The organism is Pseudomonas sp. S2_B10 (assembly GCF_054668425.1).
Window position 1 is genome coordinate 2,945,572 of the sequence record NZ_CP162768.1, and the last position, 26,609, is coordinate 2,972,180.

Genomic DNA, 26,609 nt, shown 5'->3' on the forward strand with positions numbered 1-26,609 from the left:
AATCCAGACCAAAGGAAAGCCTGGAAAGAAGAAACCCCCGTAGATACGGGGGTTTCAGCCTTGTGTCAATCTATGTTTCCGCGTGTCAAACTATATTGATTAGTGTCAATCTATATTGTTCAAAACCAGGAGCGTAGATCAACGGTGGATAACTTATTCCACGGTGACCGATTTCGCCAGGTTGCGCGGCTGATCAACGTCGGTGCCCTTGAGCACGGCCACGTAGTAAGACAGCAGTTGCAGCGGAATCGTATAAAGGATCGGCGAGAGAATGTCGTGGATGTGCGGCATCTGCACCACGTGAGTGCCTTCGCCGTTGGTCATCGCAGCCTTTTCGTCCGCGAACACGATCAACTCGCCGCCGCGAGCGCGGACTTCCTGCAGGTTGGATTTGAGCTTCTCCAGCAGTTCGTTGTTCGGCGCGACGGTCACCACTGGCATGTCGTTATCCACAAGTGCCAGCGGCCCGTGTTTGAGCTCGCCGGCCGGGTAGGCTTCGGCATGGATGTAGGAGATCTCCTTGAGCTTCAAGGCACCTTCCATTGCTACCGGGAATTGCGCGCCGCGGCCGAGGAACAGGGTGTGGTTTTTCTCGGCAAACAGCTCGGCGATTTTTTCCACGGTGCTGTCCATCGCCAGCGCTTCGCCGAGGCGGGTCGGCAGGCGACGCAGTTCTTCGACGAGTGTGGCTTCGACACCGTTGGCCAGAGTGCCGCGCACCTGACCCAGCGACAAAGTCAGCAGCAACAGGCCGACCAGTTGCGTGGTAAAGGCTTTGGTCGAGGCCACACCGATTTCGCGGCCGGCCTGGGTCAAAAGAGTCAGGTCGGATTCACGCACCAGCGAGCTGATGCCGACGTTGCAGATCGCCAGGCTGGCGAGGAAGCCCAGCTCTTTGGCATTGCGCAGGGCCGCGAGGGTGTCAGCGGTTTCGCCGGACTGCGAGATGGTCACGAACAGCGTGTCCGGCTGCACCACCACTTTGCGATAACGGAATTCGCTGGCGACTTCCACCTGGCACGGGATGCCGGCCAGTTCTTCGAGCCAGTAACGCGCGACCATGCCGGCGTGATAGCTGGTGCCGCAGGCGACGATCTGCACGTTGCGTACTTTGGCGAACAGCTCGGCAGCTTGTGGACCGAAGGCCTCAACCAGCACTTGATTGTTGCCCAGGCGACCTTCGAGAGTGCGCTGAACCACGGTCGGTTGCTCGTGGATTTCCTTGAGCATGTAGTGGCGGAACTCGCCCTTGTCGGCGGCTTCGGCACCGTCGGTGTACTGCACGGTCTGGCGCTCGACAGCGTTGCCGTTCACGTCCCAGATCTGCACGCTGTCGCGACGGATTTCAGCGATATCGCCTTCTTCCAGGTACATGAAGCGGTCAGTGACCTGACGCAGAGCGAGTTGGTCGGAAGCGAGGAAGTTCTCGCCCAGACCCAGGCCGATCACCAATGGACTGCCACTGCGCGCGGCGACCAGACGATCCGGTTGCTGTGCATTGATCACTGCCAGACCGTAGGCACCGTGCAGCTCCTTGACGGTCGCTTTGAGCGCGGCAGTCAGGTCCGGTTGTTCCTTGAGCTTGTGGGTCAGCAGGTGGGCGATGACTTCGGTGTCGGTGTCCGAGCTGAACGCATAGCCCAGCGCTTTCAGCTGTTCGCGCAGGGCTTCGTGGTTCTCGATGATGCCGTTGTGCACCACCGCAATGTCACCGGAAAAATGCGGGTGGGCATTGCGCTCGCACGGCGCGCCATGGGTAGCCCAACGGGTGTGGGCGATACCGAGACGGCCGGCCAGCGGCTGTTCGGCCAGCGCAGTTTCCAGTTCGCTGACCTTGCCCGGACGGCGCATGCGTTCCAGGGTCTGGTCATTGGTATAAACCGCCACACCGGCGCTGTCATAGCCGCGGTATTCGAGGCGCTTCAGGCCTTCGAGAAGGATGGCGGTGATATTACGTTCAGCTACAGCGCCGACAATGCCACACATGGTTATTTCTCCTGACTGACAGCCGCACAGATCAAAGTGATCCCGCGGGCCTGAAGCTGATCGCGTGCCTCGACAGACAGGCGATCATCGGTAATGAGGGTATGGATGCTGCTCCAGGGCAGCTCCAGGTTGGGAATCTTGCGACCGATCTTGTCGGCCTCGACCATGACGATCACTTCTCGCGCAACGTCGGCCATCACCCGGCTGAGGCCGAGCAGTTCATTGAAGGTGGTGGTGCCGCGCACCAGATCGATGCCGTCAGCGCCGATGAACAGTTGATCGAAGTCGTAAGAGCGTAGTACCTGCTCGGCGACCTGGCCCTGAAAGGATTCCGAGTGTGGATCCCAAGTGCCGCCGGTCATCAGCAGCACCGGCTCGTGTTCCAGTTCGCTCAAGGCATTGGCGACATGCAGCGAGTTGGTCATCACCACCAGACCCGGTTGCTGGCCCAGTTCGGGAATCATCGCGGCGGTGGTGCTGCCGCTGTCGATGATGATGCGCGCGTGCTCGCGGATGCGTTTGACCGCCGCGCGAGCGATCGCCTGTTTGTATTTGGAAATACTCTGCGCCGTTTCTGCGACCAGCTCTTGCGGCATGGTGATCGCACCGCCGTAACGACGCAGCAATAGACCATGGGTTTCCAGCGCGGCGAGATCCTTGCGAATCGTAACTTCCGAAGTTTCGAAACGCTTGGCCAGCTCGTCGACACTGACTTCGCCCTGCTCATTGAGCAAGGCGAGGATGTTATGGCGACGTTGAGGAGTATTGCGCTTGGACATGGCAGCTTAAGTTTCGATTCGAAAGATAACGCAAGCAATGAAACTCTATCGAAAGGTTGCCGTCAAGACACGAAGAGAAAAATTCAGAAAGATTGAAATGACTGTGGGAGCGAGCCCGATCGCGAAAGGGGGAGTCTTAGCCACTCAAGACGTGACTGAGAGACCGCATTCGCGAGCAGGCTCGCTCCTACAGGGGATTGTGGATAAATCAGGATTTTTTGATTTTTTCCGGCCGCTTCCAGCCGTCAATGTTCTTCTGACGGGCTCGGCCAACCGCCAGCTGAGCGTTATCCACATTTTGCGTGATGGTCGAGCCGGCTGCAGTGGTTGCACCGTTGGAGATATCCACAGGCGCGACCAGCGAGTTGTTGGAACCGATGAACACATCAGCACCCAGCACGGTTTTCCACTTGTTGGCGCCATCGTAGTTGCAGGTGATGGTGCCGGCACCGATATTGGTGCGTGCGCCGATTTCGGCATCGCCCAGATAGGTCAGATGGCCAGCCTTGGCACCTTCGCCCATGTGTGCATTTTTCAGCTCAACGAAGTTACCCACATGGGCGCGCGCTTCGAGCACAGTGCCCGGGCGTAACCGCGCGAAGGGACCAGCGTCACTGCCTTCACCGAGAATGGCGCCTTCTATATGACTGTTGGCCTTGATTACCACGCCTTTGCGCAGGGTGCTGTCCTTGATCACGCAGTTCGGGCCGATCTGTACGTCGTCTTCGATGATGACCTTGCCTTCGAGGATCACGTTGATGTCGATCAGCACATCGCGACCGACGCTGACTTCGCCGCGTACGTCGAAGCGGGCCGGGTCACGCAGGGTCACGCCCTCAGCCATCAGGCGGCGGCCGGCGCGCAACTGGTAATGACGCTCCAGTTCAGAGAGCTGCTTGCGATCGTTGGCGCCCTGCACTTCCATCGGGTCGTGCGGCTGTTCGGTGGCAACCACCAGACCATCGCTGACCGCCATTTCGATCACGTCGGTAAGGTAGTACTCGCCCTGCGCGTTATTGTTCGACAGGCGACTCATCCAGTCCGCCAGGCGATTGGCCGGCACAGCGAGGATGCCGGTGTTGCCTTCGGTGATCGCACGTTGCGCTTCGCTGGCGTCTTTGTGCTCGACGATTGCCGCGACCTTGCCGTCAGCATCACGCACGATGCGGCCGTAACCGGTCGGGTCATCCAGCTCGACAGTGAGCAAACCCATCTGGCCCGGCACGACATGCTTGAGCAGACGTTGCAGGGTTTCGACTTCAATCAGCGGCACATCGCCGTAAAGAATCAGCACAGTGTCGGCATCAATGAACGGCACCGCCTGGGCGGTGGCATGGCCAGTGCCCAGTTGCTTGTCCTGCAACACGAAATTCAGGTCATCAGCTGCCAGACGCTCACGCACCACATCGGCACCGTGCCCGATCACTACGTGGATGCGCTGTGGATCAAGTTGCCGGGCGCTGTGGATAACATGGCCGAGCATGGAGTTGCCGGCAATCGGGTGCAGCACTTTGGGCAGCGCCGAGCGCATGCGAGTGCCTTGACCGGCCGCGAGGATAACGATTTCGAGAGACATGACTGGCTACCAATCCTGGGTGGTCAGCAACTGCGACCGGTTTGTGGGAATTCGGAAAAGAAAAAAGGGTAGCCGAGGCTACCCTTTTTTATCAATCGCACAACAAGCGGATGACGGATTAACCGCCAAACTTCTTGCGGATCTGCTGGACGGTGCGCAGCTGGGCTGCAGCCTCGGCCAGACGAGTGGCAGCGGCGCCGTAATCGAAGTCCGCGCCTTTTTCGTTCAGGGCATTCTCGGCAGCCTTGAGAGCTGCCTGAGCCTGAGCTTCATCCAGGTCGGCGGCACGTTGCACGGTATCGGCAAGTACCTTGACCATGTTCGGCTGAACCTCGAGGAAACCACCGGAGATGTAGAACACCTCGGCTTCCCCGCCTTGCTTGATCAGGCGGATCGGACCCGGCTTGAGATTAGTGATCAGCGGCGCGTGACCCAGAGCGATACCAAGATCACCCAGTGCACCGTGCGCAATCACCATCTCGACCAGGCCGGAAAAGATTTCCCCTTCCGCGCTGACGATATCGCAATGGACTGTCATAGCCATCTGATTGCCTCAACCTAAATTAGCGCCCGTTGCCGGGCGCCGGGATTACAGTTTCTTGGCTTTTTCGATCGCTTCTTCGATGCCGCCAACCATGTAGAACGCTTGTTCTGGCAGGTGGTCGTAGTCACCGTTGAGGATGCCTTTGAAGCCAGCAATGGTGTCTTTCAGGGAAACGTATTTACCCGAAGCACCGGTGAAGACTTCAGCCACGAAGAACGGCTGCGACAAGAAGCGCTGGATCTTACGAGCACGGTTAACCAACTGTTTGTCGGCTTCCGACAGCTCGTCCATACCCAGGATCGCGATGATGTCTTTCAGCTCTTTGTAACGCTGCAGAACATACTGAACGCCGCGAGCGGTGTCGTAGTGGTCCTGACCGATCACGTTCGGGTCCAGCTGGCGCGAAGTCGAATCCAGTGGATCTACCGCCGGGTAGATACCCAGGGAAGCGATGTCACGGGACAGAACGACGGTGGCGTCCAAGTGGGCGAAGGTGGTCGCTGGCGACGGGTCGGTCAAGTCGTCCGCAGGTACGTATACCGCCTGGATCGAGGTGATCGAACCTTCCTTGGTCGAAGTGATACGTTCCTGCAGAACGCCCATCTCTTCAGCCAGGGTCGGCTGGTAACCTACTGCCGAAGGCATACGGCCCAGCAGTGCGGATACTTCAGTACCGGCCAGGGTGTAACGATAGATGTTGTCGACGAACAGCAGAACGTCGTTACCTTCGTCACGGAACTTCTCGGCCATGGTCAGGCCGGTCAGTGCTACGCGCAGACGGTTTCCCGGCGGCTCGTTCATCTGACCGTAAACCAGTGCCACTTTGTCCAGAACGTTGGAGTCCTTCATCTCGTGGTAGAAGTCGTTACCCTCACGAGTACGCTCACCCACACCGGCGAACACGGAATAACCGCTGTGCTCGATGGCGATGTTACGGATCAGTTCCATCATGTTTACGGTTTTGCCTACACCGGCACCACCGAACAGACCGACTTTACCGCCCTTGGCGAACGGGCAGACCAGGTCGATAACCTTGATGCCGGTTTCCAGCAGGTCGTTGCCGCCTGCTTGCTCGGCGAACGAAGGTGCTGCGCGGTGAATGCCCCAGCGCTCTTCGGTGTCGATCGGGCCAGCTTCGTCGATCGGGTTACCGAGGACGTCCATGATCCGGCCCAGGGTCGCTTTACCGACCGGTACGGAGATGGCTGCGCCAGAGTCGGTGACTTCCAGACCGCGCTTCAAGCCCTCGGTGGAACCCATCGCAATGGTACGCACCACGCCGTCGCCCAGCTGCTGCTGAACTTCCAGGGTGGTTGCGGCCGCGCTTTGTACAGTCAGCGCGTTGTAGATGCTCGGTACGCTGTCGCGTGGAAATTCCACGTCGATAACGGCGCCGATGATTTGAACGATACGTCCGCTACTCATAGCTGGATCCTCTGAATATTTGAACCGTTAAACCGCGGCAGCGCCGCCGACGATTTCCGAGATCTCTTGGGTGATCGCAGCCTGACGCGCCTTGTTGTAGATCAGCTGCAAATCGCTGATCAAATCACCGGCGTTGTCGGTAGCGTTCTTCATCGCGATCATCCGCGCAGCCTGTTCAGCCGCGTTGTTCTCGACCACCGCCTGGTAGACCTGCGACTCGACGTAACGGACCATCAAGCCGTCAAGCAGCTCTTTGGCGTCCGGTTCGTAGAGATAGTCCCAGTGGTGCTTGAGATCCTGATCCGGGGTTGCCACCAGTGGAATCAACTGCTCCACGGTAGGCTGTTGTGTCATGGTGTTGATGAACTTGTTGGACACCACGGACAGGCGGTCGATACGGCCGTCCAGGTAGGCATCCAGCATCACCTTGACGCTGCCGATCAGATCATTGATCGACGGCTCTTCACCCAGGTGGCTGATAGCTGCAACGACGTTACCGCCGAAGTTGCGGAAAAAGGCCGCACCCTTGCTACCGACTACACACAGATCAATCTCGACGCCGTTTTCGCGGTTTAACGCCATGTCCTTGACCAGGGCCTTGAACAGGTTGGTGTTCAAGCCGCCGCACAGACCACGGTCACTGCTCACGACGACATAACCGACGCGCTTGATTTCGCGGTCGATCATGAACGGGTGGCGGTATTCCGGGTTGGCGTTGGCCAGATGCCCAATTACCTGGCGGATACGCTCCGCATAAGGACGGCTAGCAGCCATGCGCATTTGTGCCTTGCGCATTTTGCTGACCGCCACTTTTTCCATGGCGCTGGTAATCTTTTGCGTGCTTTTGATGCTCGCAATCTTACTGCGAATCTCTTTTGCGCCTGCCATGTAACACCTATCAGGTTAGCAAGCGGGAGCCTCGCGGCTCCCGCTGCGGCTTACCAGGTTTGGGTGGCCTTGAACTTCTCGATACCGGCTTTCATGCCAGCGTCGATTTCGTCATTGAAGTCACCTTTAACGTTGATCTTGGCCATCAAATCGGCGTGATCGCGGTTGAAGAAAGCAATCAGCGCTTGTTCGAAGCTGCCGACCTTGGCGATTTCAATGTCAGTCAGGAACCCACGCTCAGCGGCATACAGCGACAGCGCCATGTCAGCGATCGACATTGGTGCGTATTGCTTCTGCTTCATCAGCTCGGTAACGCGCTGACCATGCTCAAGTTGCTTGCGGGTCGCTTCGTCCAGGTCAGAAGCGAACTGAGCGAATGCCGCCAGTTCACGGTACTGAGCCAGAGCGGTACGGATACCACCGGAGAGCTTCTTGATGATCTTGGTCTGAGCGGCACCACCCACACGGGATACCGAAACACCGGCGTTCACTGCAGGGCGGATGCCCGAGTTGAACATGGCCGATTCCAGGAAGATCTGACCGTCGGTGATGGAAATCACGTTGGTCGGAACGAACGCGGAAACGTCGCCAGCCTGGGTTTCGATGATCGGCAGTGCGGTCAGGGAACCGGTTTTGCCGGTCACTGCGCCGTTGGTGAACTTCTCTACGTATTCTTCCGAAACGCGGGATGCGCGCTCCAGCAGACGGGAGTGGAGATAGAACACGTCGCCTGGGTAAGCTTCACGGCCTGGTGGACGGCGCAGCAGCAGGGAAATCTGGCGGTAAGCCACTGCCTGCTTGGACAGATCGTCATAAACGATCAGCGCGTCTTCACCGCGGTCGCGGAAGAATTCACCCATGGTGCAACCGGAGTACGGTGCCAGGAATTGCAGCGCAGGAGATTCCGAAGCACTGGCAGCCACGATGATCGTGTTGGCCAGGGCGCCGTTTTCTTCCAGCTTGCGAACCACGTTGGCGATGGTCGATTGCTTCTGACCGATGGCTACGTAGACGCAGAAAATGCCGCTGTCTTTCTGGTTGATGATCGCGTCGATCGCCAGAGCGGTTTTACCGATCTGACGGTCACCGATGATCAGCTCACGCTGGCCACGGCCGACAGGGATCATGGCATCGACAGCCTTGTAGCCAGTCTGTACAGGCTGGTCTACCGACTTACGCCAGATCACGCCTGGAGCAACTTTCTCGACCGCGTCGGTCTCGGTGTTGCCCAGTGGACCTTTGCCGTCAACAGGGTTACCCAGAGCATCGACTACGCGGCCCAGCAATTCCTTACCAACAGGAACTTCGAGGATGCGGCCGGTGCACTTGGCGCTCATGCCTTCAGCCAGCGACTGGTAGGAGCCCAATACCACGGCACCTACGGAGTCCTGCTCCAGGTTGAGGGCCATACCGTAGACGCCGCCCGGAAACTCGATCATCTCGCCGTACATGACGTCGGCCAGACCGTGAATCCGCACGATGCCGTCAGATACGCTGACGACAGTGCCTTCGTTACGGGCTTGGGAGGTCACATCGAGCTTGTCGATGCGGCCCTTGATAATTTCACTTATTTCGGAAGGATTGAGTTGCTGCATTGCTCTGCTGCCCCTTCAAACTCAAGATTTCAATGCTTCGGCAAGTTTCGCGATTTTGCCGCGAATCGAGCCATCGATAACCAGGTCGCCGGCGCGGATCACGACACCACCAATCAAGGCAGCGTCCTCCGCAACTTGCAGGCGCACTTCCCGGTTGAGTCGTGCACTGAGAACCTTGGCGAGTTTGTCTTGCTGTTCTTGGTTCAATGCAAATGCACTGGTCACTTCAACGTCTACCGATTTCTCTTGTTCGGCCTTGTACAGGTCGAACAGAGCGGCGATCTCCGGCAGAAGCAGGAGACGGTCGTTCTCGGCAACGACGTTGATGAAATTGCGTGCCTTTTCATCAAACTTGTCGCCGCACACGTCAATGAACGTGGCGGCCTTTTCTGCGCTCGTCAGTCGCGGGGCCTTGAGCACGCGCTGCAGGGTGTCGTCTTGCGACACCGCTGCTGCCAGGCCGAGCATGGCTGACCAATTGGCCAGTTGCTGGTGGGCCTGAGCGTGCTCGAAGGCCGCCTTAGCGTAAGGTCGGGCCAACGTGGTCAGTTCTGCCATGATCGCCCTCGCTTAGATTTCAGCAGCCAGTTGGTTAACCAGCTCTGCGTGCGCGTTTTGATCGATTGTGGCACCCAGGATCTTCTCGGCGCCGCCAACAGCCAGCAAGCCCACTTGGGCACGCAGCTTGTCTTTGACGCTGTTCAGTTCCTGTTCGATCTCGGCTTGAGCCTGAACCTTCACACGGTCAGCGTCGATACGGGCTTTTTCAACAGCCTCTTCGACGATCTGGTTACCGCGTTTCTTGGCTTGCTCGATGATTTCAGCTGCCTGAGCTTTCGCTTCGCGCAGTTGCTGACCCGCTTTCTCTTGGGCCAACTCCAGGTCGCGAGCTGCACGGCTGGCAGCGTCCAGACCATCAGCGATCTTCTTTTGACGTTCGTGCAGAGCAGCGATGACCGGAGGCCATACATACTTCATGCAGAACAGTACAAAAATCAGGAACGCAACGGACTGGCCAATCAGGGTCGCATTAATGTTCACGCCAACACCTCGCAGTTACGTTGTCCATCACACCAAATTACCCGGAAGATCCGAGTAATCAGCCAGCGATCTGACCAACGAACGGGTTCGCAAAGGTGAAGAACAGAGCGATACCAACACCGATCATGGTTACGGCGTCGAGCAGACCGGCAACGATGAACATTTTTACTTGCAGCATTGGAACCATTTCTGGCTGACGCGCTGCGCCTTCCAGGAACTTGCCGCCCAGCAGGCCGAAACCAATTGCGGTACCCAGTGCGCCCAGGCCGATCAACAGTGCAACAGCGATAGCGGTTAGACCAACTACAGTTTCCATCTTTCCTCCCGACTTTTACGTCGTATGGTTTAGGTTTTTTAGATTAAAGCGGTAAAACAAATCGTTTCAGCTGCCCCGCAAGGAGCTCCCTCCCGTTTGACCGGGAGGAACATCAGACTAGTCGAGACTGGTCTTAATGGTTTTCTTCGTGCGCCATCGACAGGTAGACGATGGTCAGCATCATGAAGATGAACGCCTGCAGGGTGATGATCAGGATGTGGAATACAGCCCACGCCCACTGCAGAACAACGCCCAGGCCGCTGAGCCAGAGCAGGCCGCTGCCGAACATCACAGCGATCAGAATGAACACCAGCTCGCCGGCATACATGTTGCCGAACAGACGCAGAGCCAGAGAGATCGGCTTGGCGATCAGGGTGACGAATTCCAGCAGGAAGTTCACCGGGATCAGCAGGGCCTGAACGAAGATGTTCTTGCTGCCGAACGGGTGCAGGGTCAGTTCGCCGATGAAGCCGCCGATGCCCTTGACCTTGATGCTGTAGAAAATGATCAGTGCGAACACCGAGAACGCCATGCCCAGAGTCGCGTTCGGGTCGGTAGTCGACACGGCGCGGAACGGGATGTGGGCATCGCCGGAGATCAGGATGGCCAGCTGAGGAATCCAGTCGACCGGTACCAGGTCGACGGCGTTCATCAGGAACACCCAGACGAAGATGGTCAGTGCCAGCGGTGCAATCACCGGGCTACGGCCATGGAAGCTGTCTTTCACGCTGCCATCGACGAATTCGACCAATACTTCAACGAAGTTCTGCAAGGCACCCGGCTGACCCGAAGTCGCTTTCTTTGCCGCCATGCGGAAAAGAAGAACGAAGATCAGACCCAGCGCGACCGACCAGCCGAGGGTATCGACGTGGAAAGCCCAGAAGCCCATTTCCTTGGCTTCTGCTGCGGTGTGGGCAAAGCCCCAGCCGCCGTTGGGTAGCTGACCGAAAGTCAGGTTCTGCAAGTGGTGCTGGATATAGCCCGAAGCGGTTGTCTCTGCCATGGTTGCCTCAAACGCCCTAAGGTCTCGAAAGTCTTGTTCTCATCAGCAGGGGAGCGAACCAGCTGACCGACTGCGTCAGCACGAACACGCCGAATACTGCGATCGGCGCCAGTGGCTTCACACCTGCGAACACCAGTGCAAACAGCACTGCCGTCAAAATAAGTTTGCCTGCCTCGCCGGCATAAAAAGACCGGACGATGGACTGGGCTGCTCGGGCGCCGGAAAACCGGAATGCCCTGTGAGCGAAATAAACATTGGGCAGCAAGGCTATCAGGCCTCCGCAAAGTCCCGAGTATCCGGCAACGACTCCATGCCATTGCCAGAGCGCCAAAGCGGCAATGAGCAGAATGACAAATTGAGCCATCAACACCGGAAAAACCGCCAGGCGATGGAAAGGCAAGCGGTTTGGCGTGCGGGTTTCCATCACAGTTGCTCTCCAATGGTCGGCTGCCGAAATTCAATAACTTGGCATAATTTGTGCCGACAAAATGCGCGCAGAGTATAGGGGCGGTTCTGCCCCTATTCAACTGTCAGGTAGTGATTTCCGACTGCGCGCTACATGAGGAAATGTTTCAGCGGATGTGTGCGAGCACACCTTGAAGCTCGTCGAGCGAGTTATAACCAATCACCAATTGGCCTTTGCCCTTCTTGCCATGGCGAATCTGCACCGCAGAGCCTAGGCGCTCGGCCAGGCGCTGCTCGAGGCGAGCGATGTCCGGGTCGGGTTTGGCAGCTTCCACAGGCTCCGGTTTGCCACTCAACCACTGGCGAACCAGTGCCTCGGTTTGGCGCACAGTCAGCCCTCGTGCGACAACATGTCGCGCCCCTTCGACCTGCTGATTGTCCGGCAGACCGAGCAAGGCACGCGCGTGACCCATTTCCAGGTCACCGTGCGACAGCATGGTCTTGATCACTTCGGGCAGTGCAATAAGTCGCAACAGGTTAGCCACAGTCACCCGCGACTTACCCACAGCCTCGGCAACCTGTTGCTGAGTCAGCTGGAATTCCTGCTGCAAGCGCTGCAAGGCGACGGCTTCTTCGATCGGGTTGAGGTCTTCACGCTGGATGTTCTCGATCAGCGCAATCGCAATGGCGGTTTCATCCGGCACATCGCGAACCATCGCCGGGATGGTTTCCTGCCCGGCCTGCTGACTGGCGCGCCAGCGGCGTTCACCGGCAATGATCTCAAACCGGCCGCCACCAATCGGGCGTACCACGATCGGCTGCATCACGCCTTGGGCCTTGATCGACTGCGCCAGCTCTTCCAGGGCCTGCGGGTCCATGTCACGGCGCGGCTGATATTTGCCACGCTGCAGCAGGTCCAGCGGCAGGTGTTGCAGTTCGCGGGTGTCGGCCTGCGCGGCTTGTTCTTCCAGCGCGCTGACCGTCGGACCACTCAGCAGTGCATCGAGTCCACGTCCGAGACCTCGTTTCTTGACGGCCATGGGGATTCCTTAAGTTGGCTGAGCAGCAGCAATGCGTGAATTTTTGCGCTGACGACGAACCATCTCGCCTGCCAGAGCCAGATAGGCCAGGGCACCACGCGATTGCTTGTCGTAAGCCAGCGCCGGCATGCCGTAGCTCGGTGCTTCGGCCAAGCGAATGTTGCGCGGGATCACCGTGTCGTACAGCTGATCGCCGAAGTGCTCCTTGAGCTGCGCCGAAACATCGTTCATCAGGCTCAAGCGCGGGTCGTACATGGTCCGCAGCAGGCCTTCGACTTTCAGGTTCGGGTTGAGCAGCTCGGCGATGCGCTTGATGTTATCCACAAGGTCGCTCAAACCTTCCAGCGCAAAGTATTCGCACTGCATGGGGATAATCACCCCGTCAGCGGCGACCAGTGCGTTGAGTGTGAGCATCGACAGCGACGGTGGGCAGTCGATCAAAATGTAATCGTAGTTGTCACGGATCGGCGCCAGCGCGCTGCGCAGACGGCTTTCCTTCATCTGCATTTCCAGCAGCACCACTTCGGCCGCGGTCAGATCGCGGTTGGCCGGCAGCAATTGATAACCGCCGTGCTCGGAGAAGTGCATGGCCTGACCCAGGTCGCATTCACCGATCAGCAGATCGTAGACCGAGTTTTCCAGACCATGTTTATCCACACCGCTACCCATGGTGGCGTTGCCCTGTGGATCGAGATCGATCAACAGCACCCGGCGCTTGGTCGCGACCAGGGATGCTGCGAGGTTGATGCAGGTGGTGGTTTTGCCCACACCACCCTTCTGGTTCGCTATCGCGAATACCTTAGCCATTCTTGCTTGTGTTCCCAATCATGCCGTGCGGCGCAGTATCAGCAGATGGCGTTGGCCTTGGCAACCGGGGACGGCCAGGGCGTGTTCGCTATCGAGTTTGAAATCTGCCGGCAATGCTACCAGCTCATCGGCCGGATGAACGCCCTTCATTGCCAGCCAGCGTGTATCGGCATCGCCGAGGTGACGCGTCCAGTTGGTAAAGTTTTCCATGCTGCTGAAGGCCCGGGAAATGATCCCGTTGAATGGTTGCGCAGGCTGAAACGCTTCGACGCGACTGTGGATAACTTGCAGGTTATCCAGCTTCAGCTCCAGTTTGACCTGAGTCAGAAAGCGGGTTTTCTTGCCATTGCTGTCCAGACAGGTCACCTGCGAGTCCGGATACAGGATCGCCAGCGGAATACCAGGCATGCCACCACCACTGCCGACATCGAGCCAGCGACCGTTTTCGATAAACGACATCACGCTGAGACTATCGAGCAAGTGCCGCGAAACCATTTCGTCCGGATCGCGCACAGCGGTCAGGTTGTAGGCCTGGTTCCATTTGATCAACAGGGCCAGATAACCCAGCAGCAATGCGTGCTGAGTTTCTGTGAGATTGACACCGAGCTCGCGGGCTCCTGTGGATAACTCTTCGGCGTGTTGCGAAGTGACCTTGGCACTCAAGCGCTTTGCTCCAACTGACGGCCCGCGCCGCGTTTTTTCAAATGAATCATCAACAGCGAAATCGCTGCCGGGGTCACGCCCGGGATCCGCGAAGCCTGGCCCAGCGTTTCGGGACGTGTGGCGCCGAGCTTGCTCTGGATCTCCTTGGACAGACCGGAGATGTTGGTGTAATCGATATCCACAGGCAATTTTGTGTCTTCGCTGGCACGCAGACGAGCGATTTCGTCCTGTTGGCGGTCGATGTAACCGGCGTATTTGGTCTTGATCTCAACCTGCTCGGCGACCTGTGGATCTTCGGCGCCCTGCCCGGTCACTTCGACCAGACCGGCGTAATCGATTTCCGGACGGCTCAACAGGTTGAGCAAGTTGTATTCGTGGGTCAGCGGCGTGCCGAACTTGTCAGCAATAGCATCGCCCTGCGGAGTATTTGGCCGCACCCAAGTGCTTTTCAGGCGCTGCTCTTCAAGCTCGATGCTTTCGCGTTTCTTGCAGAAGGCCGCCCAGCGCGCGTCATCGACCAGACCGAGTTCGCGACCTTTTTCGGTCAGGCGCAGGTCGGCGTTGTCTTCGCGCAGAATCAGGCGGTACTCGGCGCGAGAGGTGAACATGCGGTACGGCTCTTGGGTACCGAGGGTGATCAGGTCGTCGACCAGAACGCCGATGTACGCTTCATCGCGGCGCGGACACCAGGCTTCTTTGCCCTTGGCCCGCAGCGCAGCGTTGGCGCCGGCGAGCAGACCTTGAGCGCCGGCTTCTTCGTAACCGGTGGTGCCGTTGATCTGCCCGGCGAAGAACAGACCGCCGATGACTTTGGTTTCCAGACTGTACTTCAGATCGCGGGGATCGAAGTAGTCGTACTCGATCGCATAACCCGGACGCACGATGTGCGCGTTTTCCATACCGCGGATCGACTGCACGATCTGCAATTGCACGTCGAACGGCAGGCTTGTGGATATCCCGTTCGGATACAGCTCATGGGTGGTCAGACCTTCCGGTTCGATGAACACCTGATGGCTTTCCTTGTCGGCAAAGCGATGAATCTTGTCTTCGATCGACGGGCAATAACGCGGGCCGACACCTTCGATTTCACCGGCAGCGGAATACATCGGCGAACGATCAAGATTCGCCGCGATGATTTCGTGGGTACGCGCGTTGGTATGGGTGATCCAGCAACTGACCTGGCGCGGATGCTGCTCCTTGCTGCCCATGAACGACATCACCGGGATCGGAGTGTCACCCGGTTGCTCGGTCATCACCGAGAAATCCACAGATTTGCCATCAATACGCGGCGGTGTACCGGTTTTCAGGCGCCCGACACGCAATGGCAACTCACGCAGACGGTGGGCCAGAGCAATCGACGGTGGATCACCCGCGCGACCGCCAGAGAAATTCTGCAAACCAATGTGGATAAGTCCACCGAGGAAGGTACCAGTGGTCAACACCACGGAATCGGCGAAGAAGCGCAGACCCATCTGTGTGACAACACCACGGACTCGCTCCTGCTCAACGATCAGGTCGTCAGCAGCCTGTTGAAATATCCACAGGTTCGGCTGGTTTTCCAGGATTTCGCGGACAGCGGCCTTGTAGAGAATCCGGTCGGCTTGCGCACGGGTCGCCCGTACTGCCGGGCCTTTGCGGCTGTTCAACACACGAAACTGGATGCCGCCCTTGTCGGTAGCCATGGCCATCGCGCCGCCGAGGGCATCGATTTCCTTGACCAGATGGCTTTTGCCGATGCCACCGATGGCCGGGTTGCAACTCATGGCGCCGAGGGTTTCCACGTTATGCGTCAGCAACAGGGTTTTTGCCCCCATGCGTGCTGACGCCAGTGCTGCCTCGGTACCGGCATGACCGCCGCCGATGACGATCACTTCAAAACGGGAAGGGAAATCCACCACGCACCTCGTGCCTGCTTAAGTAGGTCATTCAGGAAATATTGAAACCAGGTTTCTGGACCTGGTCGGCAAGTATAGGGACTTCGCCCTTTCTAAAGAACCCTTTGCACAAAATTTAACCAGCTGTGGAGAACTCGAGGTTAAAAAAAATAAAAAAGAGAGAAATTTATAAAACCTTTGTTTTTATGTTTATTCTTACTGAGCACCATTTCTGTGGATAGATCGCTACAGGCCATGTATTACAATGTGTACAGAGATTAAAAACCCTGTGCTCATGTGGCAATGAGGCCCTTGGATAACCGGTGTAAGCCTGTGGATGAAAGGGATGGTTATCCACAGAGCAGGTTATATCCAGTTTTCAACCCCCTTTATCAACTGACCTCAGGAGCAGTTATTCACAGGGCTTAGTCCACAGAAAATCGCCAACATGTCTTTTTCCGGACGCAAAAAAAGCGTCAGCTAGGGATTAGTGACGCTCGGCAAGCCAAGGGCAGGAAATGAAAAGGCTATTGTGAGAGGACGTAACAGAAGCTAATAATAGCCATTATCATTAAAACATCAGTTTCTCCCATGCCCCTACCCGCCCACACCGCTGCGATCGAGCAAATCTACGAGCAACATCATTCGTGGCTGTATGGTTGGCTCAAGGGCAAACTGCACAACGCCTGCGATGCAGCCGATGTGGCGCATGACACGTTTTTGCGAGTTCTGGCGGCGCGCAATGCAGCTCATATTCGTGAGCCGAGGGATTACCTGACGACTATTGCGCGCGGCCTGGTCATCGATTGTTATAGACGCAGGGCGATTGAAAGCGCTTATCTGCAGGCCCTCGCAGCTCGGCCGGAAGCGTCAGTCATTAGCGAAGAAGACAGGGCGCTGATCATTGAAACCCTGATCGCTGTGGATAAAGCATTGACCGGGCTGGGTCCGCGAACACGGCACATCTTCATGCTTTCGCAAGTCGACGGACTGACTTATCAACAGATCGCCGTGCAATTGAGAGTCTCGCTGACCACAGTAAAAAAACACATGATCCGCGCCCTGACTGAGTGCGCCCTGCTCATGGCGCAGCCATGATGGCCGCCGCTGCAAACCGTCAGCTATTGGAAACTGCCGCCAGCTGGTATGTGCAGTTTCAGTCTCAGCCACCGAGCCTTGCCGAACAAAAGGCCTGGCAGTTGTGGATAGACAGCGATCCAGCGCATCTGGCGGCGTGGAACCAGATGGAACAATTGCAGCGCCACCTCGGTACGCTGCCGCAGGATCTGAAACGATGTGCGCTCAATAACACTGGTCAGCACCGCCGGCAGGTGCTCAAGCTGTTGCTGCTCGCAGCGGGAACAGGCTTCGTTGGCTGGAGTGCTCAACGACACACATCCCTCGGCAACGTTTGGGCCGACTATAAAACCGGTGTGGGTCAGCGTCGCACCATCAGCCTGGCCGATGGCAGCCAGATCCAGCTCAACACCGACTCGGCCATCGATGTTTCTTTCGACGCAGCGCAACGCCTGATTCAACTGCGTGCCGGTGAAATCCTCATCCAAACCGGCAAGCTTGGCGATCAGCGGCCGTTTTATGTGCAAACCCGCGACGGGCGGATTCAAGCTTTGGGCACCCGGTTCTCGGTGCATCAGATGTCCAGCTCAACCAGAGTTGGGGTGCTGGAAGATCGAGTCAGCGTTCAACCCGCGCAGTCATCCACTGCTGCGCTCATTCTGAAAGCAGGCGAAGGCGCGGATTTCGATAGTCGGCACATCGGCCTCAGTCATTCCTTCCAGTCATCAGAAGTGGCCTGGATCAACGGCCAGTTGATCGTTTTCGACGCGCGCCTGGGCGATGTAATCGCGGAGTTGGGACGCTATCGCAGTGGTGTATTGCATTGTGATCGCCGCGCCCGGGATCTGCGGGTCTCCGGGACTTTCCGGCTCGATTCGACCGACGCAGTGCTGGCCAACCTTCAGGCCTCGTTGCCAATCAACGTGCGTTATTTCAGCCGTTATTGGATCTCGATCAGCCATAGCGCTTGATCAAAAAATGCCTGGGGAAAAATAATTTCAAGCAGGGTTATCTTTTTTCGCCCTGACCCGGCCCTACAGGTAATCGCGATAAACGCGGCTCTTCGCCACCTTCAGGGCTAATCCACACATGCGTCTTCCCACGTTCCGTCAGCGCTTTTCTCCACATTGCATTGCATGCAGCTTATTGATGGCCAGCGCTGCGTCTTGTCTGGTGATCAGCAACAGCGCCTTCGCGGCGTCGACATCCCAGCGCTTCGCCATTGCCGCCGGCCCGCTGGATAGTGCCTTGAGCCAGTTCGCCGCTGCCGCCAATGTGATTCTGTCGTTCTCGCCGCAGCAGACCAGCCGCTTGCGCAGTGCCGGTTTAAATGGCGATTTCAGCGTCGAACAAGGTTTCGCTCAATTGCTGCAAGGCTCGGGTTTACAGGCAGTGCCACAAGCACCCGGCAGTTACATTCTGCAGAACGTGCCCAGCGGTGACGCCCTGGAACTGGCGCCGACCAACATCAATGCGCAGTTGGGTAATCCAATGAATCTGGATTACACCGCCGACGTCGGCTACAAGGCGCAAAACAGCCGGATCGGTACGAAAACCAATACGCCGCTGTCGGAAACACCGCGTTCCGTGTCAGTGGTGACCGGGCAGCGCATCAAGGATCAGAAATCCCAGACACTCACCGACGTACTCGGCTACGTGCCGGGGATCTTCGCCCCACCTTTTGCCGCCGGTGACAGTCTGGCTGGCGACCTGTTCTATATCCGTGGTTTCAACGCCACCGATTACGGCTACGGTTTGCTGCGCGATGGACTGCGCGTGCAGGGCAATCGCTATGACACCAGCACCGAGCCGTACGGACTTGAGCGGGTCGAGGTGTTCCGTGGCCCGTCTTCGCTGCTGTATGGCGAAAATGCGCCAGGCGGTCTGGTCAATCTGGTCAGCAAACGCCCGACCGCCGCGCCTCAGGGCGAAGTGCAACTGGGCTATGGCTCGAACAATCGCCGGCAAATCGGCGTAGATGTCTCCGGCCCGCTCAATGACAACGGCAACGTTCTCGGACGCGTGGTGATGCAGGGGCGCAAATCCGATACCCAGACCGAGCACGTTCCTGACGACCGGATTTATATCGCCCCTTCGCTGACCCTGAACTTCGACGATTTCAATACGCTGACGCTGCTGGCCAACTACCAGAAAGACCACACCAACATGGAGCTTGGCCTGCCGGCCGCCGGCACGTTGCTGAGTAATCCCAACGGCCAATTATCCAAAGACACAATGCTCGGCGACCCGGACTGGAATACCTTCGAACGGGAAACCTGGAGCAGCGGTTACGAGTTCAGCCACTCGTTCAACGACGACTGGCAGTTCCGCCAGAACTCGCGCTACATGCAGTCGCGCATCACCCGCCACGAAACCTGGCCGGGCAATCTGAACAACGCCGGTTTCGGCACGCGGTTGAACGTGACCGCTTACGATCGCTTCAACAAATCCATGGTGTATTCGCTGGATAACCAGCTCGAAGGCAAGTTCGAGGCGGGCGAGCTGGAAAACACCGTGCTGTTGGGCGTCAGCTACGATCGCACCTCGTTCAACCAGGACTGGAATGCCGGCGTTGTCGGGCCGATCGATGTGTATAACCCGGTTTACCTGCGCGATCCGACCACGCCAATTGCCGTGCAGAACACTTTGCTCGAGCAGCAGATGAAGGGTGTTTATGCACAGATTCAGAGCAAGTACGACCACTGGCTGTTCCTGCTGGGCGGGCGCCAGGACTGGGTCGACAGTGACTTCCGCGACAAGGTGGCGCGAGGCAGCAACATCAGCTCCGAGGACAAGAAGTTCACCTATCAGGGCGGCGTGATGTATCAGTTCGACAACGGCATGACGCCGTATGTCAGCTATTCAACAGCGTTCGTGCCGGTGCAGCAGATTTCCAATGCCGGCGCACCGCTTGATCCGATCACCAGCAGCCAGTACGAAGTGGGTTTGAAGTACGAACCGATGGGCTGGGACACCGCTTTCACCGCTTCGGTGTATGACCTGCGCAAGAAGGACGACACCTATTTCGACGCAACGACGTCAACCTATCGCCAGGTGGGCGAAAGCCGCGCCAAAGGGGTGGAGCTGGAACTCAACAGTAATTTGACGCAGAACCTCAATGTCACGGCGGCTTATACCTACACCGACGCAAAAATTACCAAGGATTCGGCGACGTCGCTGGTCAAGGGCCACCAAATGACCGGCGTGCCGCGTAATCAAGCGTCGGCCTGGGCGAAATATCGCTTCCTCGACGGTGATTTGAAAGGCTTGTATGTGGCCGGTGGCGTGCGTTATTTCGACAGTGCGTTTGCCTACACTTCGCCTTCTCTCTACGGAAAACTGGATGCCGGCGACGTGACATTGGTCGACGCGGCGGTTGGATATCAGATAGATACACACTGGAGTGTCGATCTGAACGCGAAGAACCTGTTCGATAAGGAATACGTTTCGGGATGCAACGATGCAGGTCGCTGTTACTGGGGCGAGGATCGTACTTTGCTCGGTACGGTGTCCTATAACTGGTGAACAAAAAAGGGGCTGTGGATGAATTATCCACAGCCCCCTCTTTATTTGCCAATGCAGAAGCTGGAGAAAATCCGTCCGAGCAAATCATCAGAACTGAACGCCCCGGTAATTTCACCCAGGGAATGTTGAGCCTGGCGCAAATCCTCAGCGAGCAACTCCCCAGCGCCCGCCAGGGTCAGTTGCGCGCGGCCATGTTCCAATGCCGCGCTGGCGTGGCGCAGTGCCTCCAGATGCCGGCGACGTGCGCTGAAGCTGCTCTCCGAGGTCTGCTCGTAACCCATGCACGCCTTTAGATGATCACGCAGCAGGTCGAGGCCTTCAGCGGACTTGGCGCTGAGACTGATGGTCACGTGGCCGTCGTCACTGGTTTCCAGAGCAATCGCTTCACCGGTCAGATCGGCTTTGTTCCGGATCAGGGTGACTTTCGCCGGATCCGGTCGAGACTCAAGGAATTCTGGCCACAAGGCAAAAGGATCCAGTGCCTCTGGTGCTGTCGAATCGACCACCAACAAAACCCGATCCGCTTCACCGATGGCCCTCAAAGCCCGTTCCACGCCGATTTTTTCCACATGATCATCCGTGTCCCGCAGGCCTGCAGTATCGACAACATGTAAGGGCATGCCGTCGATGTGGATATGTTCGCGCAGGATATCCCGCGTGGTGCCGGCAATCTCGGTGACGATGGCGGCTTCGCGACCGGCCAATGCATTCAACAGGCTGGATTTACCAGCATTCGGCCGCCCAGCGATGACGACGGTCATGCCATCACGCAATAACGCGCCCTGCCCTGCTTCGCGCAGCACTGTGGATAACTCATCGCGTACCTTATCGAGCATGCCCAATACATGACCGTCGGCGAGAAAGTCGATTTCCTCTTCCGGGAAGTCGATGGCGGCTTCAACGTAGATACGCAAACCGATCAGTTGCTCGGTCAGGTTATGCACACGCTGGGAAAACGCACCCTGCAATGAGCGCAGCGCATTGCGCGCAGCCTGTGCAGAACTGGCTTCGATCAAATCGGCGATTGCTTCGGCCTGGGCCAGATCGAGTTTGTCATTGAGGAAGGCGCGCTCGCTGAATTCACCTGGACGGGCCAGACGGCAGCCCAGTTCCAGACAACGCTTGAGCAACATGTCCAGAACGATCGGGCCGCCATGGCCCTGCAATTCCAAGACGTCTTCGCCGGTAAACGAGTTCGGACCCGGAAAATACAAAGCCAGACCTTCGTCCAGCACCTGCTGGTCGTCACTGAAAAACGGCCCGTAATGAGCGTAACGTGGTTTCAGTTCTCGGCCGCTGATGGCTATTGCCGCAACGCTGGCCAACGGCCCGGAAATACGGACGATGCCCACACCGCCGCGCCCTTGAGCGGTGGCGACAGCGGCGATGGTTTCACGGGGTGTGCTCATAAAGCGGCATCCAGACAAAAGTGGCAGATAGCAAAACGCCCCACTAGGGGGCGCTTTGAGTGGTGTTATCCACAGTGCAAGTTACGCCTCGGCTTTTTTCGTCGCCGCTTCGATCTTACGCGTGATATACCACTGTTGTGCAATCGACAGGCAGTTGTTCACAACCCAGTACAGTACCAGGCCCGCCGGGAACCACAGGAAGAAGAAGGTGAAGATGATTGGCATCATTTTCATGACCTTCGCCTGCATCGGATCCGGAGGCGTCGGGTTCAGCTGCTGCTGGATGAACATGGTTGCGCCCATGATGATCGGCAGAATGAAGAACGGATCCTTGATCGACAGGTCAGTGATCCACAGCATGAACGGCGCCTGGCGCATTTCCACGCTTTCCAGCAGAACCCAGTACAGCGACAGGAAGACCGGCATCTGCACGAGGATCGGCAAGCAGCCGCCCAGTGGATTGATCTTCTCTTTCTTGTACAGCTCCATCATGGCCTGCGACATTTTCTGCCGGTCATCGCCATGTTGCTCTTTCAGCGCAGCCAGTTTCGGAGCCACGGCACGCATGCGCGCCATCGATTTGTAGCTGGCGGCCGACAGCGGGAAGAAGATCCCTTTGATCAGCATGGTCAGGAAGATGATCGACCAGCCCCAGTTACCGACAATGGCGTGGATATGTTGCAGCAGCCAGAAGATCGGCTGGGCAATGAACCACAGAATGCCGTAGTCGACGGTCAGTTCCAGACCTGGGGACAACTCTTTCAACACAGCCTGGCTTTTCGGACCTGCGTACAGCACAGCGCTGGTTTCAACTTTTGCACCTGGAGCAGCGGTCAGAGTCGGACCGGTGTAACCGATGATGTAGTTGCCTTTGCTGTCTTTACGGGTCTGGACGATATTGTTCTCGCCCTTGGCCGGAATCCACGCGGTCACGAAGTAGTGCTGCAGCCAGGCTACCCAACCACCGGTGACGGTTTCCTTGAGCTGCGCCTTGTCCATGTCCTTCATCGACACTTTCTTGTACGGCTCGGAACTTGTCCACAGGGCGGCGCCCAGGTAAGTCGCGGTGCCAGTAGCCGTGGTCGACGAAGGATCAGCGCTGGCGTCGCGCTTCAACTGGGCAAACATTGCGCCGTTCCAGGGCTGAGCGCTCTGGTTATCCACAATGTAGGAGACAGCGACGTCGTACAGGCCACGTTTCATGGTGAAACGCTTGATGTAGTTGACGCCGTCCTTGCTGAATTTCAGGTCAACGACGAGTTGATCCTGACCGTCAGCCAGTTGGTAAACCTTCTTCTCCGAGGAATAAACCGGACGACCGGCCGGGTTTGCATCCGGGCCGTTGGTACCGATCAGACCGCTTTGCGCCAGATATACACGTTCGCCGCCGTTATCGAACAGCTGGAACGGAACGTCAGGACGATCCTGACGACGTGGATACAAAGGCAGAGTCAGTTGCGCAACGTCGCCACCCTGTGGATCGATCGCCAGATCGAGTACATCGGTCTTGACCTGAATCAGATCCTTGCTGGCGGCGACCGGCGTTTCGGCAGGTGCGCTGGTATCGCTGGCGGCGCGCGGAATATCGTCACTGGCAGCATTTGTGCCAGTGGCGGTGTCCGGCAAACCGGATGTAGTCGTACTGGAAGCAACATTCTGAGTCGGCAGGGCAGCCTGGCCATAATCCTGGTTCCATTTAAGAACCATGACGTAGGACACGATTGCCAGGGCGACGATCAGGATCGTGCGTTTGATATCCATGATTACTCGGCCATCGAAGAAGAACGGGAGGTAGGGACAGGTGGAACCGGGTCATAACCACCGGGATTCCACGGATGACAGCGACCTAAACGACGAAAGGTCAGCCAGCCACCGCGCAGAAGGCCATGATTTTCAATGGCTTCATACGCGTAGCAGGAACAACTGGGGTAGAAGCGACAGTGGCTGGCCATTAAAGGACTAATGGCATAGCGATAAAACTGGATCGGAACGAGGGCCAGTTTACGCATCGGTACTGTCTACCCCTACAGTTTCGGTTTTGACTGCCGGAACGGGCTTGTTGCGTGCCAGACGCTTCCAGAGTTTGCCGAAATGCTGAATCAATTCGGGGTTTTCTACATCACCCAAACCTTTGCGCGCGACGATAACGATGTCCCAGCCGACCAGTGAATCCTGGTGCAGACGGAACGATTCGCGCATCAGACGTTTAAGGCGATTGCGCTCAACGGAGAGCTTTACGCTCTTTTTCCCGATAACCAGCCCGAGACGGGGGTGATCAAGATCGTTGTTGCGTGCAAGGAGCAGGAGATTTTTCCCCGGAACCTTGCCGGTAGGGGAGTCAAAGACTGCCTTGAAATGCCGGGGGGTAAGCAGACGCTTTTCCCGACTGAAGTCCTGACTCACCTCCAGTACCGGATTATCAAACTGCCAGACGCGCACGACCTTTGGCGCGACGACGCGACAGGACTGCGCGGCCGTTCTTGGTAGCCATGCGAGCACGGAAACCGTGGGTACGAGCGCGTTTGATAGTGCTTGGTTGGAAAGTACGTTTCATGTCGTGTTACCTGGTTCGTCCACAACGGGCCGGAATGGCCCCCGTTTTAAGAGACCGGGGATTCTAGAGAAAGCAAGCCCTCAGGTCAATTTCCAACCAGCGTTTCCTTATAAATAGATCAGGGCAGGGTTTGAGCTCGAAAGCCTGTCAGCCAGATATAGAAATAAAGAAGGGAATTATTTAAAGCTTTTCTGTAAAGCTTGTAAAAGCTAGACACGCCATCTTCTGTGGATAACTGCCATGGGGCCTTATTCTTCGGGGTGTACAGAGAATGACAACTACAGTGGAAAACCGTGTTCAGCCTGTGCTGCGCTATCGGAAAAGCTGTGTGTGAAAGGGCTTGTTATCCACAGGCTGGTTATCCACCGGGTTTAACCCCCAGTTGTCCAGTGCCCTCAGAGGCGTTTATCCACAGGGCTTATTCATGTGCCGTTGGTCGCCTTTTAATGCGTTAACGCATTGATAAATGATGGCGATGGACCTACCTGCATGTGGATAAGTGAACCGCTCGCCGCTACAATGGCCGCTTGTTTTTGCCTCACCGGCTTTCAACTTAGGGGATATCCGTGTCAGTGGAACTTTGGCAGCAGTGCGTGGAGCTTTTGCGCGAAGAGCTGCCTGCCCAACAATTCAACACCTGGATCCGTCCACTACAGGTCGAAGCCGAAGGCGACGAGTTGCGCGTCTACGCACCGAATCGTTTCGTGCTGGACTGGGTCAACGAAAAGTACCTGGGCCGCGTTCTTGAACTGCTGGATGAGCACGGCAATGGCTCGACGCCGGCGCTGTCCTTGTTAATAGGCAGCAAGCGCAGCTCGGCACCTCGTGCCGCACCCAATGCGCCGCTGGCGGCCGCGCAGGTTGCTCAGGCGCAGGCCAATAATGTGCCAGCGAGCAATCCGGCACCGACGCCAGCCCCTGCTCCGGCCAAACGTTCCACACAGAAGGCCGCTGAAGTCAGCGAAGAACCTTCCCGCGACAGCTTCGACCCGATGGCCGGCGCCGCTTCGCAGCAGGCCCCGGTTCGCGCGGAGCAGCGCACCGTGCAGGTAGAAGGTGCGCTCAAGCACACCAGTTACCTGAATCGCACGTTCACCTTCGAAAACTTCGTTGAAGGTAAATCCAACCAGCTAGCCCGTGCAGCGGCCTGGCAGGTGGCGGACAATCCCAAGCACGGCTATAACCCGCTGTTCCTTTATGGTGGCGTCGGCCTGGGTAAAACCCACTTGATGCACGCGGTGGGCAACCATCTATTAAAGAAGAATCCGAATGCCAAGGTCGTGTACCTGCATTCCGAGCGCTTCGTGGCCGACATGGTCAAGGCGTTGCAACTGAACGCCATCAACGAATTCAAGCGTTTCTACCGTTCGGTGGATGCCTTGCTGATCGACGATATTCAGTTCTTCGCCCGCAAGGAGCGTTCCCAGGAAGAGTTTTTCCACACCTTCAACGCGCTGCTTGAGGGTGGTCAGCAGGTCATTCTCACCAGTGACCGCTACCCGAAAGAAATCGAAGGCCTTGAAGAACGCCTCAAATCCCGCTTCGGCTGGGGCCTGACCGTTGCGGTCGAGCCGCCTGAGCTGGAAACCCGCGTGGCGATCCTGATGAAGAAGGCCGATCAGGCCAAAGTCGAGTTGCCTCACGATGCCGCATTCTTCATTGCCCAGCGCATTCGCTCCAACGTCCGTGAGCTGGAAGGTGCGCTGAAACGCGTAATCGCCCACTCGCACTTCATGGGCCGCGACATCACCATCGAGCTGATCCGCGAATCCCTGAAAGACTTGCTGGCGTTGCAGGACAAACTTGTTTCTGTGGATAACATTCAGCGCACCGTCGCCGAGTATTACAAGATCAAGATTTCCGACCTGCTGTCCAAGCGCCGTTCGCGCTCGGTGGCTCGTCCGCGTCAGGTGGCCATGGCGTTGTCCAAGGAACTGACCAACCACAGCCTGCCGGAAATCGGCGATGTGTTTGGCGGCCGCGACCACACCACCGTGCTGCACGCCTGCCGCAAGATCAACGAACTTAAGGAATCCGACGCGGACATCCGCGAGGACTACAAGAACCTGCTGCGTACACTGACCACTTGATGAACACCAGCG

General features: G+C 57.4%; 25 protein-coding genes. 4 read left to right on the top strand and 21 right to left on the bottom strand.

From position 1 onward, the window contains the following. Positions 1-153 precede the first annotated feature (153 nt). From glmS to mnmG, 16 genes are all read right to left on the bottom strand, one after another. Positions 154-1,986, bottom strand: coding sequence for a glutamine--fructose-6-phosphate transaminase (isomerizing) (gene glmS, locus AB4O45_RS13275; RefSeq protein WP_212617527.1), 1,833 nt, complete (start codon positions 1,984-1,986; stop codon positions 154-156). Between the two features lie 2 nt (positions 1,987-1,988). After that, positions 1,989-2,765: a DeoR/GlpR family DNA-binding transcription regulator gene (locus tag AB4O45_RS13280; protein ID WP_016772409.1), complete on the bottom strand. Its 777-nt coding sequence runs from the start codon at positions 2,763-2,765 to the stop codon at positions 1,989-1,991. Between the two features lie 208 nt (positions 2,766-2,973). After that, positions 2,974-4,341 carry a bifunctional UDP-N-acetylglucosamine diphosphorylase/glucosamine-1-phosphate N-acetyltransferase GlmU gene (gene glmU, locus AB4O45_RS13285; RefSeq protein ID WP_056791096.1) on the bottom strand — a complete coding sequence of 456 codons (1,368 nt, stop codon included), beginning with the start codon at positions 4,339-4,341 and terminating at the stop codon, positions 2,974-2,976. 118 nt (positions 4,342-4,459) lie between these two features. Then, entirely contained in the window at positions 4,460-4,885 is a 426-nt protein-coding gene (locus tag AB4O45_RS13290) for a F0F1 ATP synthase subunit epsilon (RefSeq protein ID WP_016772407.1), read from the bottom strand. A 45-nt stretch (positions 4,886-4,930) separates the two neighbouring features. After that, positions 4,931-6,310, bottom strand: a complete 1,380-nt coding sequence (atpD, locus tag AB4O45_RS13295; RefSeq protein WP_016772406.1) for a F0F1 ATP synthase subunit beta — start codon at positions 6,308-6,310, stop codon at positions 4,931-4,933. A gap of 27 nt (positions 6,311-6,337) precedes the next feature. Further along, positions 6,338-7,198, bottom strand: a complete 861-nt coding sequence (gene atpG / locus AB4O45_RS13300; RefSeq protein WP_056791102.1) for a F0F1 ATP synthase subunit gamma — start codon at positions 7,196-7,198, stop codon at positions 6,338-6,340. Between the two features lie 50 nt (positions 7,199-7,248). After that, the gene (gene atpA / locus AB4O45_RS13305; protein WP_016772405.1) at positions 7,249-8,793 is read right to left on the bottom strand and encodes a F0F1 ATP synthase subunit alpha; all 1,545 of its coding nucleotides are present in this window, start codon (positions 8,791-8,793) and stop codon (positions 7,249-7,251) included. 21 nt (positions 8,794-8,814) lie between these two features. After that, on the bottom strand, positions 8,815-9,351 hold the full coding sequence (locus AB4O45_RS13310; protein WP_016772404.1) for a F0F1 ATP synthase subunit delta: 537 nt from the start codon (positions 9,349-9,351) through the stop codon (positions 8,815-8,817). 12 nt (positions 9,352-9,363) lie between these two features. After that, complete coding sequence (locus tag AB4O45_RS13315) at positions 9,364-9,834, bottom strand: F0F1 ATP synthase subunit B (protein WP_016772403.1); 471 nt, start codon at positions 9,832-9,834, stop codon at positions 9,364-9,366. Between the two features lie 58 nt (positions 9,835-9,892). Then, on the bottom strand, positions 9,893-10,150 hold the full coding sequence (gene atpE / locus AB4O45_RS13320; RefSeq protein WP_003097235.1) for a F0F1 ATP synthase subunit C: 258 nt from the start codon (positions 10,148-10,150) through the stop codon (positions 9,893-9,895). Positions 10,151-10,283: 133 nt separating this feature from the next. After that, the gene (gene atpB, locus AB4O45_RS13325; protein WP_016772402.1) at positions 10,284-11,153 is read right to left on the bottom strand and encodes a F0F1 ATP synthase subunit A; all 870 of its coding nucleotides are present in this window, start codon (positions 11,151-11,153) and stop codon (positions 10,284-10,286) included. A gap of 16 nt (positions 11,154-11,169) precedes the next feature. Continuing rightward, positions 11,170-11,577: a F0F1 ATP synthase subunit I gene (locus tag AB4O45_RS13330; protein ID WP_016772401.1), complete on the bottom strand. Its 408-nt coding sequence runs from the start codon at positions 11,575-11,577 to the stop codon at positions 11,170-11,172. Positions 11,578-11,725: 148 nt separating this feature from the next. Further along, a complete protein-coding gene (locus AB4O45_RS13335; protein WP_007960777.1) occupies positions 11,726-12,598 on the bottom strand; it encodes a ParB/RepB/Spo0J family partition protein in 873 nt (290 codons plus the stop codon). Between the two features lie 9 nt (positions 12,599-12,607). Further along, positions 12,608-13,405, bottom strand: a complete 798-nt coding sequence (locus AB4O45_RS13340; protein WP_016772400.1) for a ParA family protein — start codon at positions 13,403-13,405, stop codon at positions 12,608-12,610. 18 nt (positions 13,406-13,423) lie between these two features. Next, on the bottom strand, positions 13,424-14,068 hold the full coding sequence (gene rsmG, locus AB4O45_RS13345; RefSeq protein ID WP_123441912.1) for a 16S rRNA (guanine(527)-N(7))-methyltransferase RsmG: 645 nt from the start codon (positions 14,066-14,068) through the stop codon (positions 13,424-13,426). Continuing rightward, positions 14,065-15,963, bottom strand: a complete 1,899-nt coding sequence (gene mnmG, locus AB4O45_RS13350) for a tRNA uridine-5-carboxymethylaminomethyl(34) synthesis enzyme MnmG (protein WP_252868519.1) — start codon at positions 15,961-15,963, stop codon at positions 14,065-14,067. The genes rsmG and mnmG overlap by 4 nt, the downstream gene beginning before the upstream one ends. Before the next feature lie 570 nt (positions 15,964-16,533). On the opposite strand from mnmG, the gene AB4O45_RS13355 reads away from it, so the two are divergent. The 3 genes from AB4O45_RS13355 (at position 16,534) to AB4O45_RS13365 (ending at position 20,544) form a co-directional block, all read left to right on the top strand. Beyond that, entirely contained in the window at positions 16,534-17,040 is a 507-nt protein-coding gene (locus tag AB4O45_RS13355; protein WP_460161492.1) for a sigma-70 family RNA polymerase sigma factor, read from the top strand. After that, positions 17,040-17,990 (top strand): FecR domain-containing protein, encoded by a 951-nt coding sequence (locus AB4O45_RS13360; protein WP_252887058.1) that lies wholly within the window; start codon positions 17,040-17,042, stop codon positions 17,988-17,990. The genes AB4O45_RS13355 and AB4O45_RS13360 overlap by 1 nt, the downstream gene beginning before the upstream one ends. Positions 17,991-18,108: 118 nt before the next feature. Next, the gene (locus tag AB4O45_RS13365; RefSeq protein WP_460161493.1) at positions 18,109-20,544 is read left to right on the top strand and encodes a TonB-dependent siderophore receptor; all 2,436 of its coding nucleotides are present in this window, start codon (positions 18,109-18,111) and stop codon (positions 20,542-20,544) included. 41 nt (positions 20,545-20,585) lie between these two features. On the opposite strand, the gene mnmE is transcribed toward AB4O45_RS13365, so the two are convergent. The 5 genes from mnmE to rpmH form a co-directional block, all read right to left on the bottom strand. After that, positions 20,586-21,953 (bottom strand): tRNA uridine-5-carboxymethylaminomethyl(34) synthesis GTPase MnmE, encoded by a 1,368-nt coding sequence (gene mnmE / locus AB4O45_RS13370; protein ID WP_150743201.1) that lies wholly within the window; start codon positions 21,951-21,953, stop codon positions 20,586-20,588. A gap of 81 nt (positions 21,954-22,034) precedes the next feature. Beyond that, complete coding sequence (gene yidC, locus AB4O45_RS13375) at positions 22,035-23,714, bottom strand: membrane protein insertase YidC (RefSeq protein ID WP_041476523.1); 1,680 nt, start codon at positions 23,712-23,714, stop codon at positions 22,035-22,037. A gap of 2 nt (positions 23,715-23,716) precedes the next feature. Next, complete coding sequence (yidD, locus tag AB4O45_RS13380) at positions 23,717-23,962, bottom strand: membrane protein insertion efficiency factor YidD (RefSeq protein ID WP_027901580.1); 246 nt, start codon at positions 23,960-23,962, stop codon at positions 23,717-23,719. Further along, entirely contained in the window at positions 23,955-24,356 is a 402-nt protein-coding gene (rnpA, locus tag AB4O45_RS13385) for a ribonuclease P protein component (protein WP_024014946.1), read from the bottom strand. The genes yidD and rnpA overlap by 8 nt, the downstream gene beginning before the upstream one ends. Positions 24,357-24,372: 16 nt before the next feature. Beyond that, on the bottom strand, positions 24,373-24,507 hold the full coding sequence (gene rpmH / locus AB4O45_RS13390; protein ID WP_003213577.1) for a 50S ribosomal protein L34: 135 nt from the start codon (positions 24,505-24,507) through the stop codon (positions 24,373-24,375). 566 nt (positions 24,508-25,073) lie between these two features. Here rpmH and dnaA point away from each other — a divergent pair. Next, positions 25,074-26,597: a chromosomal replication initiator protein DnaA gene (dnaA, locus tag AB4O45_RS13395; protein WP_024014947.1), complete on the top strand. Its 1,524-nt coding sequence runs from the start codon at positions 25,074-25,076 to the stop codon at positions 26,595-26,597. The last annotated feature ends 12 nt before the right edge of the window (positions 26,598-26,609 follow it).